The organism is Shinella sp. WSC3-e (assembly GCF_945994535.1).
Lineage (GTDB): Bacteria > Pseudomonadota > Alphaproteobacteria > Rhizobiales > Rhizobiaceae > Shinella > Shinella yambaruensis.
In genome coordinates, this window is sequence record NZ_OZ000530.1 from 3872863 (window position 1) to 3890276 (window position 17414).

At 65.7% G+C, this 17414-nt stretch carries 18 protein-coding genes; 14 read left to right on the forward strand and 4 right to left on the reverse strand.

What is annotated here, in order from left to right:
• Positions 1 to 14: 14 nt before the first annotated feature.
• Together AABF56_RS19000 and AABF56_RS19005 are read right to left on the reverse strand one after the other, a co-directional pair.
• Positions 15 to 1121: a mannitol dehydrogenase family protein gene (locus tag AABF56_RS19000; protein WP_272807148.1), complete on the reverse strand. Its 1107-nt coding sequence runs from the start codon at positions 1119 to 1121 to the stop codon at positions 15 to 17.
• A gap of 10 nt (positions 1122 to 1131) precedes the next feature.
• A complete protein-coding gene (locus AABF56_RS19005; RefSeq protein ID WP_272807149.1) occupies positions 1132 to 2010 on the reverse strand; it encodes a GntR family transcriptional regulator in 879 nt (292 codons plus the stop codon).
• Between the two features lie 193 nt (positions 2011 to 2203).
• Here AABF56_RS19005 and AABF56_RS19010 point away from each other — a divergent pair, with 193 nt between their 5' ends.
• The 9 genes from AABF56_RS19010 (at position 2204) to AABF56_RS19050 (ending at position 11575) form a co-directional block, all read left to right on the forward strand.
• Positions 2204 to 3223, forward strand: coding sequence for an aldo/keto reductase (locus AABF56_RS19010; protein WP_272807150.1), 1020 nt, complete (start codon positions 2204 to 2206; stop codon positions 3221 to 3223).
• Positions 3224 to 3249: 26 nt separating this feature from the next.
• Positions 3250 to 3696 carry an RbsD/FucU family protein gene (locus tag AABF56_RS19015; RefSeq protein WP_272807151.1) on the forward strand — a complete coding sequence of 149 codons (447 nt, stop codon included), beginning with the start codon at positions 3250 to 3252 and terminating at the stop codon, positions 3694 to 3696.
• 210 nt (positions 3697 to 3906) lie between these two features.
• The gene (locus tag AABF56_RS19020; RefSeq protein ID WP_244770771.1) at positions 3907 to 4893 is read left to right on the forward strand and encodes an ABC transporter substrate-binding protein; all 987 of its coding nucleotides are present in this window, start codon (positions 3907 to 3909) and stop codon (positions 4891 to 4893) included.
• Between the two features lie 88 nt (positions 4894 to 4981).
• Positions 4982 to 6535 carry a sugar ABC transporter ATP-binding protein gene (locus AABF56_RS19025; RefSeq protein WP_272807152.1) on the forward strand — a complete coding sequence of 518 codons (1554 nt, stop codon included), beginning with the start codon at positions 4982 to 4984 and terminating at the stop codon, positions 6533 to 6535.
• Positions 6536 to 6561: 26 nt separating this feature from the next.
• Positions 6562 to 7536, forward strand: a complete 975-nt coding sequence (locus AABF56_RS19030) for an ABC transporter permease (RefSeq protein ID WP_244770773.1) — start codon at positions 6562 to 6564, stop codon at positions 7534 to 7536.
• Between the two features lies 1 nt (position 7537).
• Positions 7538 to 8560, forward strand: coding sequence for a zinc-binding alcohol dehydrogenase family protein (locus AABF56_RS19035; protein WP_272807153.1), 1023 nt, complete (start codon positions 7538 to 7540; stop codon positions 8558 to 8560).
• Between the two features lie 178 nt (positions 8561 to 8738).
• Complete coding sequence (phaZ, locus tag AABF56_RS19040) at positions 8739 to 10031, forward strand: polyhydroxyalkanoate depolymerase (protein ID WP_272807154.1); 1293 nt, start codon at positions 8739 to 8741, stop codon at positions 10029 to 10031.
• Positions 10032 to 10159: 128 nt separating this feature from the next.
• Positions 10160 to 10594, forward strand: coding sequence for a DUF2852 domain-containing protein (locus AABF56_RS19045; RefSeq protein ID WP_244770776.1), 435 nt, complete (start codon positions 10160 to 10162; stop codon positions 10592 to 10594).
• Between the two features lie 219 nt (positions 10595 to 10813).
• Entirely contained in the window at positions 10814 to 11575 is a 762-nt protein-coding gene (locus AABF56_RS19050) for a M48 family metallopeptidase (protein ID WP_272807155.1), read from the forward strand.
• Between the two features lie 2 nt (positions 11576 to 11577).
• On the opposite strand, the gene AABF56_RS19055 is transcribed toward AABF56_RS19050, so the two are convergent.
• Positions 11578 to 11775, reverse strand: coding sequence for a YqaE/Pmp3 family membrane protein (locus tag AABF56_RS19055; RefSeq protein WP_064331995.1), 198 nt, complete (start codon positions 11773 to 11775; stop codon positions 11578 to 11580).
• 130 nt (positions 11776 to 11905) lie between these two features.
• Here AABF56_RS19055 and AABF56_RS19060 point away from each other — a divergent pair, with 130 nt between their 5' ends.
• The 5 genes from AABF56_RS19060 (at position 11906) to AABF56_RS19080 (ending at position 17005) form a co-directional block, all read left to right on the forward strand.
• Positions 11906 to 12589 carry a phosphoribosylanthranilate isomerase gene (locus tag AABF56_RS19060; RefSeq protein WP_272807156.1) on the forward strand — a complete coding sequence of 228 codons (684 nt, stop codon included), beginning with the start codon at positions 11906 to 11908 and terminating at the stop codon, positions 12587 to 12589.
• Positions 12586 to 13806, forward strand: a complete 1221-nt coding sequence (trpB, locus tag AABF56_RS19065) for a tryptophan synthase subunit beta (protein WP_272807157.1) — start codon at positions 12586 to 12588, stop codon at positions 13804 to 13806. Before AABF56_RS19060 ends, trpB begins: the two co-directional genes overlap by 4 nt.
• Position 13807: 1 nt before the next feature.
• Positions 13808 to 14647 carry a tryptophan synthase subunit alpha gene (gene trpA, locus AABF56_RS19070; RefSeq protein WP_272807158.1) on the forward strand — a complete coding sequence of 280 codons (840 nt, stop codon included), beginning with the start codon at positions 13808 to 13810 and terminating at the stop codon, positions 14645 to 14647.
• Between the two features lie 89 nt (positions 14648 to 14736).
• Entirely contained in the window at positions 14737 to 15639 is a 903-nt protein-coding gene (accD, locus tag AABF56_RS19075) for an acetyl-CoA carboxylase, carboxyltransferase subunit beta (protein ID WP_244770781.1), read from the forward strand.
• Positions 15640 to 15661: 22 nt separating this feature from the next.
• A complete protein-coding gene (locus AABF56_RS19080; RefSeq protein ID WP_272807159.1) occupies positions 15662 to 17005 on the forward strand; it encodes a bifunctional folylpolyglutamate synthase/dihydrofolate synthase in 1344 nt (447 codons plus the stop codon).
• Between the two features lie 54 nt (positions 17006 to 17059).
• Here the strand turns inward: AABF56_RS19080 and trxA are convergent, their stop codons facing one another.
• Entirely contained in the window at positions 17060 to 17380 is a 321-nt protein-coding gene (gene trxA / locus AABF56_RS19085) for a thioredoxin (RefSeq protein WP_023513835.1), read from the reverse strand.
• Positions 17381 to 17414: the final 34 nt, after the last annotated feature.

The window sequence follows — 17414 nt, forward strand, 5'->3', positions numbered from 1 at the left end:
TATACCAGTATTGCTCAACCGGACTTCACCGGAACCGCTCCCGCGATCGCCGCCAGCCTCGGCATCGGCACGCCCGGCGTCCAGGCCATGAAGTCGCCGATGCGGCGAACGCGCTTTTCCGCATGGTGGCTGGCGATGTCGCCGAGGCGGTGCTCAAGGAAGGGATTGTCGAAGCGCTCCAGGGTCGCAGCGACATAGGCTTCCGCTTCCCTGCCGAGCCCCCGGTCGGCAAAGCCGGGCACGACCTCCTCGCTGTAGATCGCCAGAAGCCTCTGCTGCACGCCGGCATCGCCGAGAATGGCCCTCACCGTCTCCTCCGCCGGCCTGTCCTCCGTCATCCAGATGTCCGCCAGCACCGTATGGCCGAGATTGAGGATGTGCAGCTTGAGCTTTTCATGGGGCGTCAGGTCGTCGACGAGCAGAATGGCCGCGTGTCTGCACGGCGCCGTCAGGCCCGGCTGGTTCTCGATTGCCCAGAGCGCATAGGGTTCCGCGATGGCCCCGGCCGGCTCCAGCGGTTCTGAGACGATCCGGTCGACCAGCGTATTGCCCCAGATCACGCTTTCGCACAGCCAGCTTCGAAAATCGGACTCCGGGTAACGATCGGCTTGCAGGTCGAGGATCAGCCGCTTCAGCACGTCGCCGTTGCGGGAAACGAGTTCGCAGGGCAGGAGGGTCAGCCCGCGCCGGTTCGCCGAAAAACGGTCGTGCAGAAGCGCCAGCAGCTTGCCGGGAAAGGAAGCGGGGACGGCACCGGCAAGGTCGTCCGGCCCCACTGCGTAGCCGGTGTCGCCGGTATTGGAGAGCACGACCTCGGTCTCCTCGCGAAAGACCTGCCGCACCGCGTCCCAGTCGTTTGCCGCCGAAAGCGCGCGCGCAACGCTGGTGACCCGTTGCTCGCAATCGATGGCGTGCCCGTCCTTGCGTCCGCGCACGATCACCGGATAGCCGCCCGGCGCCGCGAGCGCGGCAAGCCGGCCCGCGCGCTCCGGGGCGCCCGTGGTCTGGACGACCGTGATGCGGCCGAGCGCTTCGCCCCTCTCCAGCGCCTCGCCGATGAAGAGGTCCGCATGGGCCTGCAGGAAGCGGCTGGTCCCGAATTGCAGGATGGGCGTGCCCATGCCGTCCTCGTCAGTTGATCGATTGCAGGAGCGTTTCGCGCGCGGATTTCAGATGCTGCCGGCAGGCCAGCTCGATCTCGATCGGATCGCGCGAGCGCAATGCCGCGATATAGGCAAGGTGCTCTTCCAGGGCCCGGGCATTGCGCTCGCGGGCATTCGTCTTGTTCCACTGGTAGTGGTAGTGGAAGACGATGGCGATGACGTCGTAGAAATCGACGATGAAGCGGTTCTTCGAGGCCCGGTGCACGAGGAGGTGGAAGCGCTCGTCGAGCTCGGAGAAATCCCGGTAGCGGTTTTCGATATCGGCGAGGATCGCGTGGTGTACCGCCTCGATCGCCTCGAGTTCCCGCCAGGCCGGATGATCCTCCGGCAGGCGGGCGAAGGCGGTGGCCGAGCGCAGCTCGAACATCTCGCGCACTTCGGTCAGCTCCAATGCGAAGTCCCGCGTGAAGCCCTTCAGCACCCAATGGCTGTTCGGTCGTTTCTCGATCAGGCCGAAGCGGCTGAAGCGGATGAGGAATTCGCGCACGCTCGTCGTGCCGATGCCGATCTCGCGGGCGAGTTCCAGTTCGTTGATCTGCATGCCCGGCTCGGCGCCGCCGGCAAGAATCCGTCGCATGAAGCTGCGTTCGATGATCTCGGAGAGCGAATCCGTTTCCTCGGTCGGAAAATAATCGGCGGCGAGCGGCTTGCGCAGCACGACCTTGCGCCGCTTCTCCCAGGTGAGAAGGCCGACCTCCTCCAGCCGGGTCAGGATCGCGCGAACGGTCGTGCGGCTGACGCCGAGCGTGGTGCCGAGTTCCGGCTCCGAGGGCAGGTTTGCCGTCTGCTCCAGGAGCTTCAGGCAGCGATTGAAGGCGTCCTTGAAGACGGTGTTCTGCTTGGCCATGGGTGCTGCCGGTTCTCTGGTCTGTTGCGTCCCTTGCGGGCTGACCGGGCGAAAGGCCGGACGCGGGCCGCCCGAAGCGCCGGCGTCGTCATCCCCCCGTTTCCTCCTTCCCGCATATTACCCATTGACGGCAATCTGTCTATTGTCGATAAAAGACAAAACGTCGGCGGGAGGACGCCGGCGGGGAGGCTCAATGAAGACGCGCACCATCGGCAGGACGGGCCTGGCTGTGACCGAATTCGGCTTCGGCACAGCGGCGCTTGGCGGTCTCTACCGGGCCTGCCCGCGTGACGCGGCGATGGAAACGCTTCAGGCTGCCTGGGACGAGGGCCTGCGCTATTTCGACACCGCGCCCTGGTACGGTTTCGGCCTCGCGGAACGCCGCGCCGGCGATTTCCTGCGCGACAAGCCGAAAGGCAGCTGGGTGCTGTCCAGCAAGGTCGGCCGTATCATGGTTCCCGTCGCCGACGACAAGGTGCCGAGCTACGGCTATGTCGATCCGCTGCCCTTCGACGTGCGCTACGACTACAGCTATGACGGCATCATGCGCTCCGTCGAGCTCAGCCATGCCCGACTCGGGCTGAACCGCATCGATATTCTCTATGTGCACGATATCGGCGTCTACACGCACGGTGCCGAGCGCAACGCCTTCCATTTGCGCCAGCTGCTTGAGACCGGCCTGAAGGCGCTGGAGGAACTGAAGGCGTCGGGCGTCATCAAGGCCTATGGGCTCGGTGTCAACGAGGTGCCGGTCTGCCTCGACGTGCTCGGGAACGCCGACCTCGACTGCATCCTGCTGGCGGGCCGCTACACGCTGCTCGACCGCTCGGCTGTCGCGGACCTGCTGCCGCTGTGCGGGAAGAGGGGCACTTCCCTGGTGGTCGGCGGCGTGTTCAATTCCGGCATCCTGGCGACGGGACCGGTGGAGGGCGCGCATTTCGACTACATGCCGGCAACGTCCGATGTCGCGGCCAGGGTCGGCGCGATGATGGCGATCGCGCAGCAAGGGGGCGTGCCGCTCGCCGCGCCGGCGCTCCGGTTTCCGCTGAGCCACCCGGCCGTCGCCTCGGTGCTGATCGGCACCGCGAAGCCGGAGAGCCTGCGCCGCAACATGGCATTGGCACGCATGGACCTGCCGCAGGACATTTACCCGGCTTTCGAGCCGCATACAGTGGTCGCGCCGGACCTCGGGGAAAACGCCGTCCGGCAATGATTTCGATCTGGGAGGATCGCCAGGGCATGTTGAAAGGCATTCATCCGCTGCTCGGGCCGGATCTGCTGCACGCCATCCGGACCATGGGCCATGGCGACGACATCGTCATCGCCGACGCCAATTTCCCGTCGAGTTTCCTCGGCCCGAGGGTCATCCGGGCCGACGGGGTCGATGCCGTGTCGATCACCGAGGCGATCCTCGCGCATATGCCGCTCGATACCTTCGTGCCGCAGGCCGCCTGGCGCATGGAGGTCGTCGGCGATCCCGCGGCGGTGCCCGAGGTCTGCGCGACCTTCCAGGATCTCGTCCACCGGCTGGCCGGCGATTTCACGGTGCACGCGGTCGAGCGCTTCGCCTTCTACGAGATGGCGAGGAAGGCGGCCTATATCGTCGCCACGACGGAGTTCCGCCTCTATGGCAATATCATTCTGAAGAAGGGTGTCGTGCACCCGCACGAGGTATTTCAGGTCTAGCCGCCCCGGCGGCCATCGTTTGGGAGGACGGATGGCATGGACTGGAGCAGTTTCGAGCGCAGCATTTTCGGAAAAACGCCCTCGCTTGCCAGCAAAGGCAGGGAGGTGTAGCCTGCCTGCAAAATGTTTTTTATCGATAAAAGATCGAGTTGCCCGCTTCCCGCGACGCGATCCCAACAGGAACGGGAAGCATTTGAGAGGAGAAACCTGATGAGCATTGTAAGATCGCTTCTGTCTCGCCGCGCCTTCACGGCGCTCGCGGGTGCCGCAGTCCTCGCCACCATGAGCCCTGCCGCGTCCCTCGCGCAGGACGTCACCATCCCGATCATCGTCAAGGACACGACGTCCTTCTACTGGCAGATCGTGCTCGCCGGCGCGCGCGCGGCCGGCAAGGATCTCGGCGTCAACGTGCCGGAACTCGGCGCGCAATCGGAATCCGACATCAACGGCCAGATCAGCATCCTCGAAAACGCCGTGGCCGGCGGGCCGGCCGCCGTCGTCATCTCGCCGACGGAATTCAAGGCACTCGGCAAGCCGGTCGACGAGGCGGCCAAGTCCGTGCCGATCATCGGCATCGATTCGGGCGCCGATTCCAAGGCCTTTACCTCGTTCCTGACGACGGACAACGTCCAGGGCGGCCGCATCGCGGCAGACGGGCTTGCCGCGGCGATCAAGGCCGCCACGGGCAAGGAAGAGGGCGAGATCGCCATCATCACCAGCCTGCCGGGCGTCGGCTCGCTCGACCAGCGCCGCGAGGGCTTCCTCGACCAGGTCAAGACGAAATATCCGGGCCTGACCGTGGTGGCGGACAAGTATGCGGACGGCCAGGCCACCACCGGCCTCAACATGATGACCGACCTCATCACCGCCAATCCGAACCTCGTCGGTGTCTTTGCCTCCAACCTCATCATGGCGCAGGGCGTCGGCCAGGCGATCGCGGAAAACAAGCTCGGCGACAAGATCAAGGTCATCGGCTTCGATTCGGATGAAAAGACCGTCGGCTTCCTCAAGGAAGGTGTTCTGGCCGGCCTCGTCGTGCAGGATCCCTACCGCATGGGCTATGACGGCGTGAAAACGGCGCTCGCGGTCTCCAAGGGCGAGAAGGTCGAAGCCTTCGTCGACACGGGCGCGAACCTGGTGACCCAGGAGAACATGGCCGATCCGAAGATCGACGCCCTGCTCAATCCGAAGATCTGACCGCTTCCCGCGAAGCGTTTGACGATCCGCCCGCCCGGGCCGCATGATCCGGGCGGGACGCTTTCCACGCAGTCGGGAGGAGACAGCGATGAGCAGCCTTGAAGAGCTCAGCCATCGGCATGAAGACGAGGCCAAGCTCGCCGAATCCGAAGCGGTGCCGCGCGGCGCGCCCATCCTCGAACTGCGTGGACTGCAGAAGAAATACGGCCTCGTGGAAGCGCTGAAACCGGCGACGGTCACGTTCCTCGCCGGCGAGATCCATGCCATCGTCGGCGAGAACGGCGCCGGCAAGTCCACCCTCATCAAGCTCCTGACCGGCGTCATCCGCCGCACGGCGGGCGAGGTCTTCTGGTGCGGCAAGCCCGTGCAGCTCGCCACCCCGAACGAGGCGATTTCCCGCGGCATCAATGCCGTGCACCAGGAGGTCGTGCTCTGCCCGCATCTTTCCGTGGCCGCCAACATGTTCCTCGGCGACGAGATGAACCGCTACGGCCTGATGCGCAAGGCGGCGATGGAGCGCGCGGCCCAGGCGGTGCTCGACGATCTCGGCTTCCAGCTGCCGGCCGCCGCCCTTCTCGGCAGCCTCACCATCGGCCAGCAGCAGCTGGTCGCCACTGCCAAGGCCGCCATGCGCGGCATCCGCTTCCTCATCTTCGACGAGCCGACCGCCTATCTGACGCGCCAGGAATCCGCCCAGCTCTTCCGGCTCATTCGCCGGCTACGCGACCAGGGCGTGACGATCGTCTATATCAGCCATCGCATGGAGGAGGTCTTCGAGCTGGCCGACCGCGTCTCGGTGCTGCGCGACGGCGCCCATGTCGGCACGCGCCTCATAAGCGAGACCAACGAGAACGAGCTGATCGCGCTGATGATCAACCGCTCGATCGAGCAGATCTACCACAAGGAGAAGGTGCCGGCCGGCAAAGTCATCGTCGAGACGCGCGGCCTGTCCGGACCGGGTTTCAACGACGTGTCGCTGTCGGTGCGCGCCGGCGAGATCGTCGGCCTCTACGGCCTCATCGGCGCCGGCCGCAGCGAGTTCGCCCTCGGCCTCTATGGCCGCCAGCCGGTCTCGGCCGGCGAGATCTTCTGGGACGGGGCGAAGGTCGATATCCGCAACGAGCGCCAGGCGATGGAGCTCGGCATCGCGCTCGCCCCGGAAAGCCGCCGCGACCAGGGGCTCTGCCTCAACCTGCCGATCGGCCTCAACATCAACCTGCCGGTCTTCAGGAGGCTGAGTTCGGGCCTGACGATCCGCCGCGGCGACGAGGCCGCCAACGCCGACCGGCAGATCCGCGACCTGCGCATCAAGACGCCGTCGCGCCGTGTGCTCGCCTCCGCCATGTCCGGCGGCAACCAGCAGAAGATCGTCATCGGCAAGTGGCTGAGCCATGGCGCGCGGCTGTTCATCTTCGACGAGCCGACCGTCGGGGTCGACGTCGGCACCAAGGCGGAGATCTACCGCCTGTTCGGCGAACTCCTGAAGCAGGGCGCCGGCATCATCCTCATCTCGTCCTATCTGCCGGAAGTCTATGAACTGGCCGACCGGCTGCACGTCTTCAGGGGCGGCCGGCTCGTCGCCAGCCACGACCACCGGGCGGCCACCCATGAGGACGTCCTGACCCAGGCCATCGGCATCTAACCGCCGCGCGAAAAAGGGAGAAGAACATGAGCGTGGACACGACGACGGAAAGCGCACCCGCACCCAAGAAGGGCACGAACATCCTGCTCGGCCTGACCCTTCTCGGGCTGCTGCTGTTCCTCTGGCTGCTGCTGGGCGTCTCCACCAATGCCTTCTGGACGCCGAACAACATCAGCAACCTCCTGCGTCAGGGGGCGATGACGGCGATCCTGGCGGTCGGCCAGACCTTCGTCATCATCACGGCCGGCATCGACCTCTCCGTCGGGGCCATCGTCGGCTTCACCAGCGTCATCGTCGCCTGGCTGCTGCAGGCGGGCGTGCCGCTCTGGCTGTCGATCATCCTGACGCTGCTGATCGGCGTCGCCATCGGCGCCTTCCATGGCTTCGGCATCGTGCGCATGGGCCTGCCGCCCTTCATCATCACGCTGGCGACGCTGACCTCGCTGCGCGGCATCGGCCTGCTCATCACCAACGGCGCGACGATCTCGATCAGCCACGAAGGCTTTACGAACTTCTCCCGCGCCGATTTCCTCGGCGTGCCCAGCCTGTTCTGGATGGTCATCCTGGTGGCCATCCCCGCCTTCGTCTTCCTGCATCTCTCGCGCTGGGGGCGCTATCTCTTCGCGGTCGGCTCGAACAAGGAGGCGGCGCGGCTTTCCGGCGTCAATGTCGACCGCACCATCTATCTCGCCTATATCCTGTCGGCCACCTGCGCCGCCTTCGTCGGCCTGTTGCTCGCCTCGCGCATCGGCATCGGCAATGCCACGCAGGCGGAGGGCTGGGAGCTGCAGGCCATCGCCTCCTCCGTCATCGGCGGCACCAGCCTCTTCGGCGCGGTCGGCTCGGTGCACGGGCCGCTGCTCGGCGCCTTCATCCTCGCCACCATCAACAACGGCGCGAACCTCCTCAACATCAACTCCTTCTGGCAGCGCATCATCACGGGCCTTCTGATCATCGTCATCGTCTATTTCGACCAGCTGCGCCGCCGCGGAAGCCGTTGAGATGAAAGCTGTCGTCTGTGTGGAACCCGGCCGCCTGGAGGCTGCCGAGCGCGAGAACCCGGCCGGCCTGCCGGAGGGCTGGGTGCGCGTCGCCGTCAGCCATGTCGGCATCTGCGGCACCGATTATCATATCTTCGAGGGCAAGCATCCGTTCCTCGAATATCCCCGGGTGATGGGCCACGAGGTCTCGGCGACCATCCTCGATCCCGGCACGAGCCCGCTCGCCGCCGGGGCGCCTGTGGTCGTGAACCCCTATCTCTCCTGCGGCACCTGCGTCGCCTGCCGGCAGGGCAAGCCGAACTGCTGCACGGCGATCCGCGTGCTCGGCGTGCACACGGACGGCGCCTTCTGCGAGGAGATCCTGCTGCCGGCGGACAATCTCTATCCGGCCGACGGCCTGTCGCTGGAGGCGGCGGCGACGGTGGAGTTCCTGGCGATCGGCGCCCATGCGGTGCGCCGGTCTCTGGCCCCGGCCGGTTCGCGCGCCCTCGTCATCGGCGCCGGCCCGATCGGCCTCGGCACGGCGCTCTTCTCGCGCATCGCCGGCCATGACGTCACCCTGATGGACACCTCAGCCGAGCGGCTCGCCATGGCGGCGGAGCGCTTCGGCCTGGCAAAGGGCATCCTTGCCGGCCCCGGTGCGGCCGAGGCGGTGCTGGCGGCCACCGGCGGCGAAGGCTTCGACGCCGTCTTCGACGCGACGGGTTATGCGCAATCCATCGAGGCGGCCTTCCACCATGTCGCCCATGGCGGCGCGCTCGTGCTCGTTTCCGTGGTGAAGGAGGACATCCGCTTTTCCGATCCCGAGTTCCACAAGCGCGAGATGATGCTGATCGGCAGCCGCAATGCCACGCGTGCCGATTTCGAGCATGTGATGGCGAACATCCGCGCGGGCCGCGTGCCGGTCGAGGCGCTGGTGACCCATCGCACCACGCTCGAGCGCGTCCCGGTCGACCTTGCCCGCTGGGCGACCGAAAAATCGGGTCTCATCAAGGCCGTCGTGCGCATATCGCCTGAAAGCTGAAACCGCGATGAAAAGCCTGAAATCCGTTCATGCCCGCGAAAGGTTCACAGGTTTAGGATGTCCATGCGGCGTGTTGCCACGCAGCGAAAACATGCTAGTCTTTTCGCATCTGCGGAAACCGGGGTGACACGGTGCAGAGGGCTCTGAGCCCCGCACCCAGAATGGGGTATCGCGTCCGATGTATTATCAGCTCTACGAACTCAACCATGCGGTGATGGCACCCTGGCGCGCCATGGCGGACCAGATGCGTCTCGCCTTCCGCAACCCGCTCAATCCGCTCACCCACACCTATTTCGGCCGCACCATGGCCGCCGGTTTCGAAGTGCTGGAGCGCAGCACCCGGCGCTACGGCAAGCCCGATTTCGACCTTCCGACCACCCTTATCGACGGCCAGAGCGTTTCCGTGCATGAAAAGGTCGTCTGGCAGCGCCCCTTCTGCAATCTCGTCCATTTCGAGCGCTGTCTGCCGGCCGGCCACCGCAAGGACCCGAAGATCCTGATCGTCGCGCCGATGTCCGGTCACTATGCGACGTTGCTGCGCGGCACGGTCGAGGCGCTACTGCCGCATGCGGAGGTCCACATCACCGACTGGGTGGATGCGCGCATGGTGCCGCTGTCGGACGGCGGCTTCGATCTCGACGATTATATCGACTACGTCATCCAGATGCTGCACGCGCTGGGGCCGGATACCCATGTCATCGCCGTCTGCCAGCCGGCGGTGCCGGTGCTGGCCGCCGTCGCGGTCATGGAAGCCGACAACGATCCGCTGTCGCCCTCCACCATGACGCTGATGGGCGGGCCGATCGACACGCGCATCAACCCGACCGCCGTCAACAAGCTGGCGGAAGAAAAGCCGATCGAATGGTTCCGCGACAATGTCATCATGCCCGTGCCGTGGCCGCAGCCCGGTTTCATGCGCATGGTCTATCCGGGCTTCCTGCAGCTGTCGGGCTTCATGTCGATGAATCTCGACCGCCATGTCATCGCCCACAAGGAATTCTTCGCCCATCTCGTCAAGAACGACGGCGATGCGGCCGAAAAGCACCGCGACTTCTATGACGAATATCTTGCCGTCATGGATCTCACCGCCGAGTTCTACCTCCAGACGGTCGAGACCGTGTTCATGAAGCACGCGCTGCCGAAGGGCGAGATGATGCACCGCTCGCGCCCGGTCGATACGACGGCGATCCGCAAGGTGGCGCTGCTCACCGTCGAGGGCGAGAACGACGACATCTCCGGCGTCGGCCAGACGAAGGCGGCGCAGACGATCTGCACCAACATCCCCGACCACATGCGCATGCACTACATGCAGCCGGATGTCGGCCATTACGGCGTCTTCAACGGCTCGCGCTTCCGCCGGGAGATCGCCCCGCGCATCCTGTCCTTCATCGGCGAGCATGGCCGCGGCGAAAAGGCAAAGCCCGTGACGCCGCGCGTCATCAAGGGCGGCAAGGCTGGCGCGGGCGCCTGATTTTTTGGTCCGCTTTCAGGCACTTGCCCGAATTGTCGGTGCATTGTCTTGAACGCGATCCGCGCTCTGCCCACATCGGATTCACCGGAAACCAGGGTGGTTTCCGCCGATCGTGAGGAAGATTGCACATGAACCAGTCAGCGCTTATTCGTCCGGACTGGACGCCTGCGACCATCGCCCTGATGGTGCTCGGCTTCGTGGTGTTCTGGCCGCTCGGCCTTGCCATGCTCGCCTACATCATCTTCGGCGACCGTCTGAAATCCTTCAAGAAAGACGCCAACGACACCGTCGACGGCATGTTTGCCTCCTGCCGCGGCAAGTTCGGCCGCCGCGCCGGTTCCGCCTTCCGCGGCGCCACCGGCAACGTCGCCTTCGACGACTGGCGTGATGCCGAACTCTCCCGCCTCGACGAGGAACGCCGCAAGCTCGACGAGATGCGCGAGGAATTCGACTCCTACGTCCGCGAGCTTCGCCGCGCCAAGGACCAGGAGGAATTCGACCGCTTCATGCGCGAACGCCGCGCCAAGGGCCAGGGCGACGTGCCGGGTTTCCCGGCGACCTGAGCGGACGATACCGCGTGGAGATAGGGCATTCCGTCCCCACACCCTCCGTCATGGTCGGGCTTGACCCGACCATCCATGCCGCCGGCTGGTGGATCCTCGGGTCGAGCCCGAGGATGACGGAGGAGTAAGGGATCGCGACCCTGGAAAAGACCGGCGCCTTGAGCGCCGGTTTTTCGTCGGGGCGTTTCAGTTTCGGCCGAATCGGCTATGAAAGGCAGCATGTTCCCCTCGCTTCGCAAGCCCAGAAAGGCCCTGAAGACGCCGCCTCCGCCGGAGCGGCGCGAAATGGACGTCAACGGCAAGCGCTTGCCGCTCACCATAAGGCGGGATTTTCGCGCGACGCGGCTCACCCTGCGTATCGAGCCGGGTGGGCGGGCGCTGCGCATGACGGTGCCGAGCGGCATTGCCGAGCGCGAGATCCGCGATTTCCTCGATCGCCACCAAGGCTGGCTGATGACGAAGCTCGCCAGGTTCCGCACGACGAACGAGCTCATGGACGGCGGCTATGTGATGATCCGCGGCGTCTCCCATCGCATCGAGGCGACCGGCCGGTTGCGCGGCCTGACGGAGGCCCTGGTCATCGACGACGAGGCGGTGCTGCGCGTCGGCGGCATGGAGGAGAGCATTCCCCGCCGCATCTGCGATTTCCTGAAGAAGGAGGCCCGGCTGGAGCTGGAACGCCTTGTCGCCGTGCATGCCGGCCGCATCGGCAAGCGCGTGAAGTCGCTGACGCTGCGCGATACCCGCAGCCGCTGGGGGTCCTGCTCGGCGGATGGTGCGCTCAGCTTCTCCTGGCGCATCGCCATGGCGCCGCCCGGCGTGATCGATTATCTCGCCGCCCACGAGGTGGCGCATCTTAAGGAAATGAACCACAGCCCGGCCTTCTGGGCGCTGTGCGACCAGCTTTGCCCGACGACCGCCGATGCCAAGCGCTGGCTGAAGCGCAATGGCAGCCTGCTGCACGCGGTCGATTTCGGCTGAATTCAGCGGCCGCGATCGGCCAGCGCCTCGCGGATCTTCTTGTCCGTATTGTACTGCCCCAGCGCATAGACCGCCCAGATGGCCGCCGGCAGCCAGCCGATCAGCGTGATCTGCAGGATGAGGCAGATGATGCCGGCAATCGGCCGCCCGATGGTGAAGAACACGAGAAAGGGCAGAAGGATGGCGATGATGAGCCGCATGGGGACCTCCAGACTACAGTTCCCCTCCATATGGGCTCGTTCGAAGCGGGCGCAAGGGTGGCGCTTCCCGAGGCCTGGGCGCCGTCTTTCGGCTCGACTCTTCCGGTGATTCGTGCGACTGCCTGCGCCCATGAAACGTGAAACGCCACTCGACATCAAAATCTGCGGGCTGAAGACCGAAGAGGCCGTCGACAGGGCCGTGGCGCTCGGCGCCACCCATATCGGCTTCATCTTCTTTCCCAAGAGCCCGCGCAACATCGAGCCGTCCGACGCCGGGCGCCTCGCGGATCGGGTGCGCGGCCGGGTGAAGATCGTCGCCGTCACGGTGAATGCCGACAATGACGACCTCGACGAGATCGTCGACCAGCTCTCGCCGGACATCCTTCAACTGCACGGCAGCGAAAGCCCGGAGCGCGTGCTGAACGTCAAGGCTGTCTACGGCCTGCCCGTCATGAAGGCCTTTTCGGTGCGCGAGGCGGACGATCTGAAGAAGATCGATCCCTATATCGGCATCGCCGACCGGTTCCTCTTCGATGCCAAGCCCCCGGCGGGCTCCGAGCTTCCGGGCGGCAACGGCGTCTCCTTCGACTGGACGCTCATGCATTTGCTTGACGGAAGCGTCGATTACATGCTTTCCGGTGGGTTGAACAAGGATAACCTCGCCGAGGCCGTAAGGCTGACCGGCGCGCCGGGCATCGACGCCAGTTCCGGGGTCGAGAGCGCCCCGGGCGTCAAGGACCTCGGCCTGATGGACGCATTTTTTGAAGCGGCACGGGAAGCGGAACGCCAGACCGCCGCAGGGAGAGGCAAGTGAACCAGTCACCCAACCTGAATTCGTACCGCGAGGGTCCGGACGAGGACGGCCGTTTCGGCATTTTCGGCGGTCGTTTCGTCGCCGAAACCCTGATGCCGCTGATCCTCGATCTTCAGGATGAGTGGAACAAGGCCAAGACCGATCCGGCCTTCCAGGCGGAACTGAAGCAACTCGGCGCGCATTATATCGGCCGCCCGAGCCCGCTCTATTATGCCGAGCGCCTGACGCAGCATCTCGGCGGCGCGAAGATCTATTTCAAGCGCGAGGAGCTGAACCACACCGGCTCGCACAAGATCAACAACTGCATCGGCCAGATCCTTCTCGCCAAGCGCATGGGCAAGACGCGCATCATCGCGGAAACCGGCGCCGGCCAGCATGGCGTGGCCTCGGCCACCGTCGCCGCGCGCTTCGGCTTCCCCTGCGTCGTCTACATGGGCGCGACGGATGTCGAGCGCCAGGCGCCCAACGTCTTCCGCATGAAGCTGCTCGGTGCCGAGGTGCGCCCGGTCACCGCCGGCCACGGCACGCTGAAGGACGCCATGAACGAGGCGCTGCGCGACTGGGTTACCAATGTTGAGGACACCTACTACCTGATCGGCACCGCCGCCGGCCCGCATCCCTATCCGGAGCTGGTGCGCGACTTCCAGGCCGTGATCGGCACGGAAGCCCGCGAGCAGCTGCTGGAAGCCGAAGGCCGCCTGCCGGATATGGTGGTCGCGGCCGTCGGCGGCGGCTCCAATGCCATCGGCATCTTCCACCCCTTCCTCGACGACGCGAACGTCCGGATCGTCGGCGTCGAAGCGGGCGGCAAGGGGCTTGACGGCGACGAGCACTGTGCCTCGCTCACTGCCGGCTCGCCGGGCGTTCTGCACGGCAACCGCACCTATCTGCTGCAGGATGCCGACGGCCAGATCAAGGAAGGCCATTCGATCTCCGCCGGCCTCGACTATCCCGGCATCGGCCCGGAGCACGCCTGGCTGCACCAAATCGGCCGCGCCGAATATGTGCCGATCATGGACGAGGAAGCGCTGGAAGCCTTCCAGCTCCTTACCCGGCTTGAAGGCATCATCCCGGCGCTGGAGCCGAGCCATGCCGTCGCCGAGGTGATCAAGCGGGCGCCCAAGATGGGCAAGGACCAGATCATCCTGATGAACCTCTCCGGCCGCGGCGACAAGGATATCTTCACCGTCGGCAAGATCCTCGGCATGGAGCTCTAAGATGACCGCACGCATGGACAAACGCTTCGCGGATCTCGCCGCCGAAGGCCGCCCGGCCCTCGTCACTTATTTCATGGGTGGCGATCCGGATTATGCCAGTTCGCTGGAGATCATGAAGGCGCTGCCGAAGGCCGGCTCCGACGTCATCGAGCTCGGCATGCCCTTCTCCGACCCGATGGCCGACGGCCCGGCCATCCAGCTCGCCGGCCAGCGCGCGCTGAAGGGTGGCCAGACGCTGGCCAAGACGCTGCAGATGGCCCGTGATTTCCGCAAGGACGACGACGCGACGCCGATCGTGCTGATGGGCTACTACAATCCGATCTACATCTACGGCGTCGAGCGTTTCCTCGACGAGGCGCTGGAGGCCGGCATCGACGGCCTCATCGTCGTCGACCTGCCGCCGGAAATGGACGACGAGCTCTGCCTGCCGGCGCTCGCCAAGGGCATCAACTTCATTCGCCTCGCGACGCCGACGACGGACGAGAAGCGCCTGCCGGCCGTCCTGAGGAACACGTCCGGCTTCGTCTACTACGTCTCGATGAACGGCATCACCGGCTCGGCCCTGCCGGATCCCGCGTTGATCGGCGGCGCGGTCGGCCGCATCAAGGCGCATACGAAGCTGCCGGTCTGCGTCGGCTTCGGCGTCAAGACGGCGGAGCATGCCCGCGCCATCGGCGCCTCGGCGGACGGTGTCGTCGTGGGTACCGCGATCGTCAACCAGATCGCCTCCAGCCTCACCGCGGACGGCACGGCAAGCGCCGCCACCGTCGCCGGCGTCGAGACGCTGGTGATGAGCCTCGCCTCGGGCGTGCGCGGCGCGCGCCTTGCGGCAGCGGAGTGAAATTCCCACATGGGAACGGATAAAGGCGATGCCGGGGAAAGCATGATGCGGTTTTCCCGGGATTGCGCAGATTAACGGGAGACTAGAGCGTGAACTGGATCACGAATTACGTTCGGCCGAAGATCAACTCGATGCTCGGCCGCCCCAACCGGGATGTTCCCGAAAATCTCTGGATCAAGTGCCCGGAAACCGGCGAGATGGTGTTCCACCGCGATCTCGAGGAGAACAAGTGGGTCATTCCCGCCTCGGGCTACCACATGAAGATGCCGGCCAAGGCCCGCCTCAAGGACCTCTTCGACGATGGCGTCTATGAGGCCCTGCAGCAGCCGAAGGTCGCGCAGGACCCGCTGAAGTTCCGCGATTCGAAGAAATACACCGACCGCCTGAAGGACAGCCGCGCCAAGACCGACCTCGAGGACACGATCGTCGCCGGCGTCGGCAGGATGCGCGGTGTCAAGATCGTCGCCGTCGTGCACGAGTTCAACTTCATGGGCGGTTCGCTCGGCATCGCCGCGGGCGAGGCGATCATCAAGGCCTTCGAGCGGGCGATCGCCGAAAAGTGCCCGCTCGTCATGTTCCCCGCCTCGGGCGGCGCGCGCATGCAGGAAGGCATCCTTTCGCTGATGCAGCTGCCGCGCACCACGGTCGCCGTGGAAATGCTGAAGGAAGCCGGCCAGCCCTATATCGTCGTGCTCACCAACCCGACGACAGGCGGCGTGACGGCCTCCTACGCCATGCTGGGCGACATCCACCTTGCCGAGCCGGGCGCCGAGATCTGCTTTGCCGGCAAGCGCGTCATCGAGCAGACGATCCGTGAAAAGCTGCCCGAAGGTTTCCAGACCTCGGAATACCTCCTGGAGCACGGCATGGTCGACCTCGTCGTCAAGCGCCATGACATTCCCGATACGCTCGCCCGCCTTCTGAAGATCCTCACGAAGAAGCCGGCGACCGCGTCCGTCACCAATGACGCGGTCGCCATCGCGGCCCAGTAGGCGCGGACCGGCGGAGGGCGGCATGACCATGGTAACGGCCAGCGAAGCGGCAGCGGAGATCGAGAAGCTTCTCGGTCTCCATCCCAAGGGGTTCGATCTTTCGCTGGACCGCATCACGCGGCTGCTTGCCGCGCTCGGCGATCCGCACCTGAAACTGCCGCCGGTCATCCATGTGGCCGGCACCAACGGCAAGGGCTCCGTCACGGCTTTCTGCCGCGCGATCCTGGAGGCCGAGGGCCTCGGCGTCCACGTCCACACCTCCCCCCATCTCGTCAACTGGCACGAGCGCTATCGTCTCGCCGTCAAGGGCGAGCGCGGGGCGCTGGTCGGCGATGCCGTGCTGGCCGATGCGGTGCGCCGCGTGGCGGAGGCCAATGGCGGCGAGAAGATCACCGTCTTCGAGATCCTGACCGCCGTCACCTTCCTGCTCTTCTCCGAACATCCGGCCGACGTGGCGATCATCGAGGTCGGCCTCGGCGGCCGTTTCGATGCGACCAACGTCATCCCGCGCCCGGCCGTTTCCGTCATCATGCCGATCTCGCTCGACCACCAGGCCTATCTCGGCGACCGCGTCGAGCTGATCGCGGCGGAAAAGGCCGGCATCATGAAGCGCGGCGCGCCGGTCGTCATCGGCTACCAGTCGGAAGAGGCGGCCCGCGACGTGCTGATCGAGACCGCCGAGCGGCTCGGCTGCCCGCATGCCGTCTACGGCCAGGATTTCATGGCCCATGAGGAATTCGGCCGGCTCGTCTACCAGGACGAATTCGGCCTTGCCGACCTGCCGCTGCCGCGCCTGCCCGGCCGCCATCAATATGCCAATGCCGCCGCGGCGATCCGCGCCGTCAAGGCCGCCGGCTTTGCCGTTTCCGAACGGGCGCTGGAGCAGGGCCTCGGCCGGGTCGAATGGCCGGGCCGCCTGCAACGGCTGACGGACGGCGCGCTCCTGCGGCTTGCCCCGCGCGGCAGCGAGATCTGGGTCGATGGCGGGCACAATCCCGGTGCCGGCCAGGTCATCGCCGAGACCATGGCGAATTTCGAGGAGCGCGAGCCGCGCCCGCTCTTTCTCGTCACCGGCATGATCAACACCAAGGATCCGGTCGGCTATTTCGAGCCCTTCGGCGGCCTCGCCGAACGGGTCTTCACCGTGCCGATCCGCGGCTCCGATGCCGGTCTCGATCCCGTGGCGCTTGCCGATGACGCGGCACGCGCCGGCCTGGAGGCCCAGCCGCTGTCGACCGTTGCCGATGCGCTCGCCGAAATCGCCCGCATCACCGAGGAGGACGAGGTGCCGCCGCGCATCCTGATCGGCGGTTCGCTCTATCTCGTCGGCGACGTTCTCGCCGACAACGGCACGCCCCCCACCTGAGCACGAAAAAGCCCGGCCGAAGCCGGGCTTGATCGGGTCAAATCGCGCGGCCGGTCAGGCGGCGCTGGAGATCCAGCTCGAAAGGGCCGTCTTCGGCGCGGCGCCGACCTTGATGTCGGCGACTTCGCCGCCCTTGAACATGGCGAGCGTCGGAATGGAGCGCACGCCGTACTGGGCGGCCAGTTCCGGATTCTCGTCGATGTTCAGCTTGGCGACCTTCACCTTGCCGGCGAGTTCCGTCGAGATTTCCTCGAGCGCGGGGGCGATCATCTTGCACGGGCCGCACCATTCAGCCCAGAAATCGACGATGACCGGCTCTGCGGAATTGAGAACTTCAGCCTGGAAGTTGGACTGGTCGACTTTTACGGTAGCCATGAGGCTCTCCTTGGATGGTGATCGTTGTACCCAA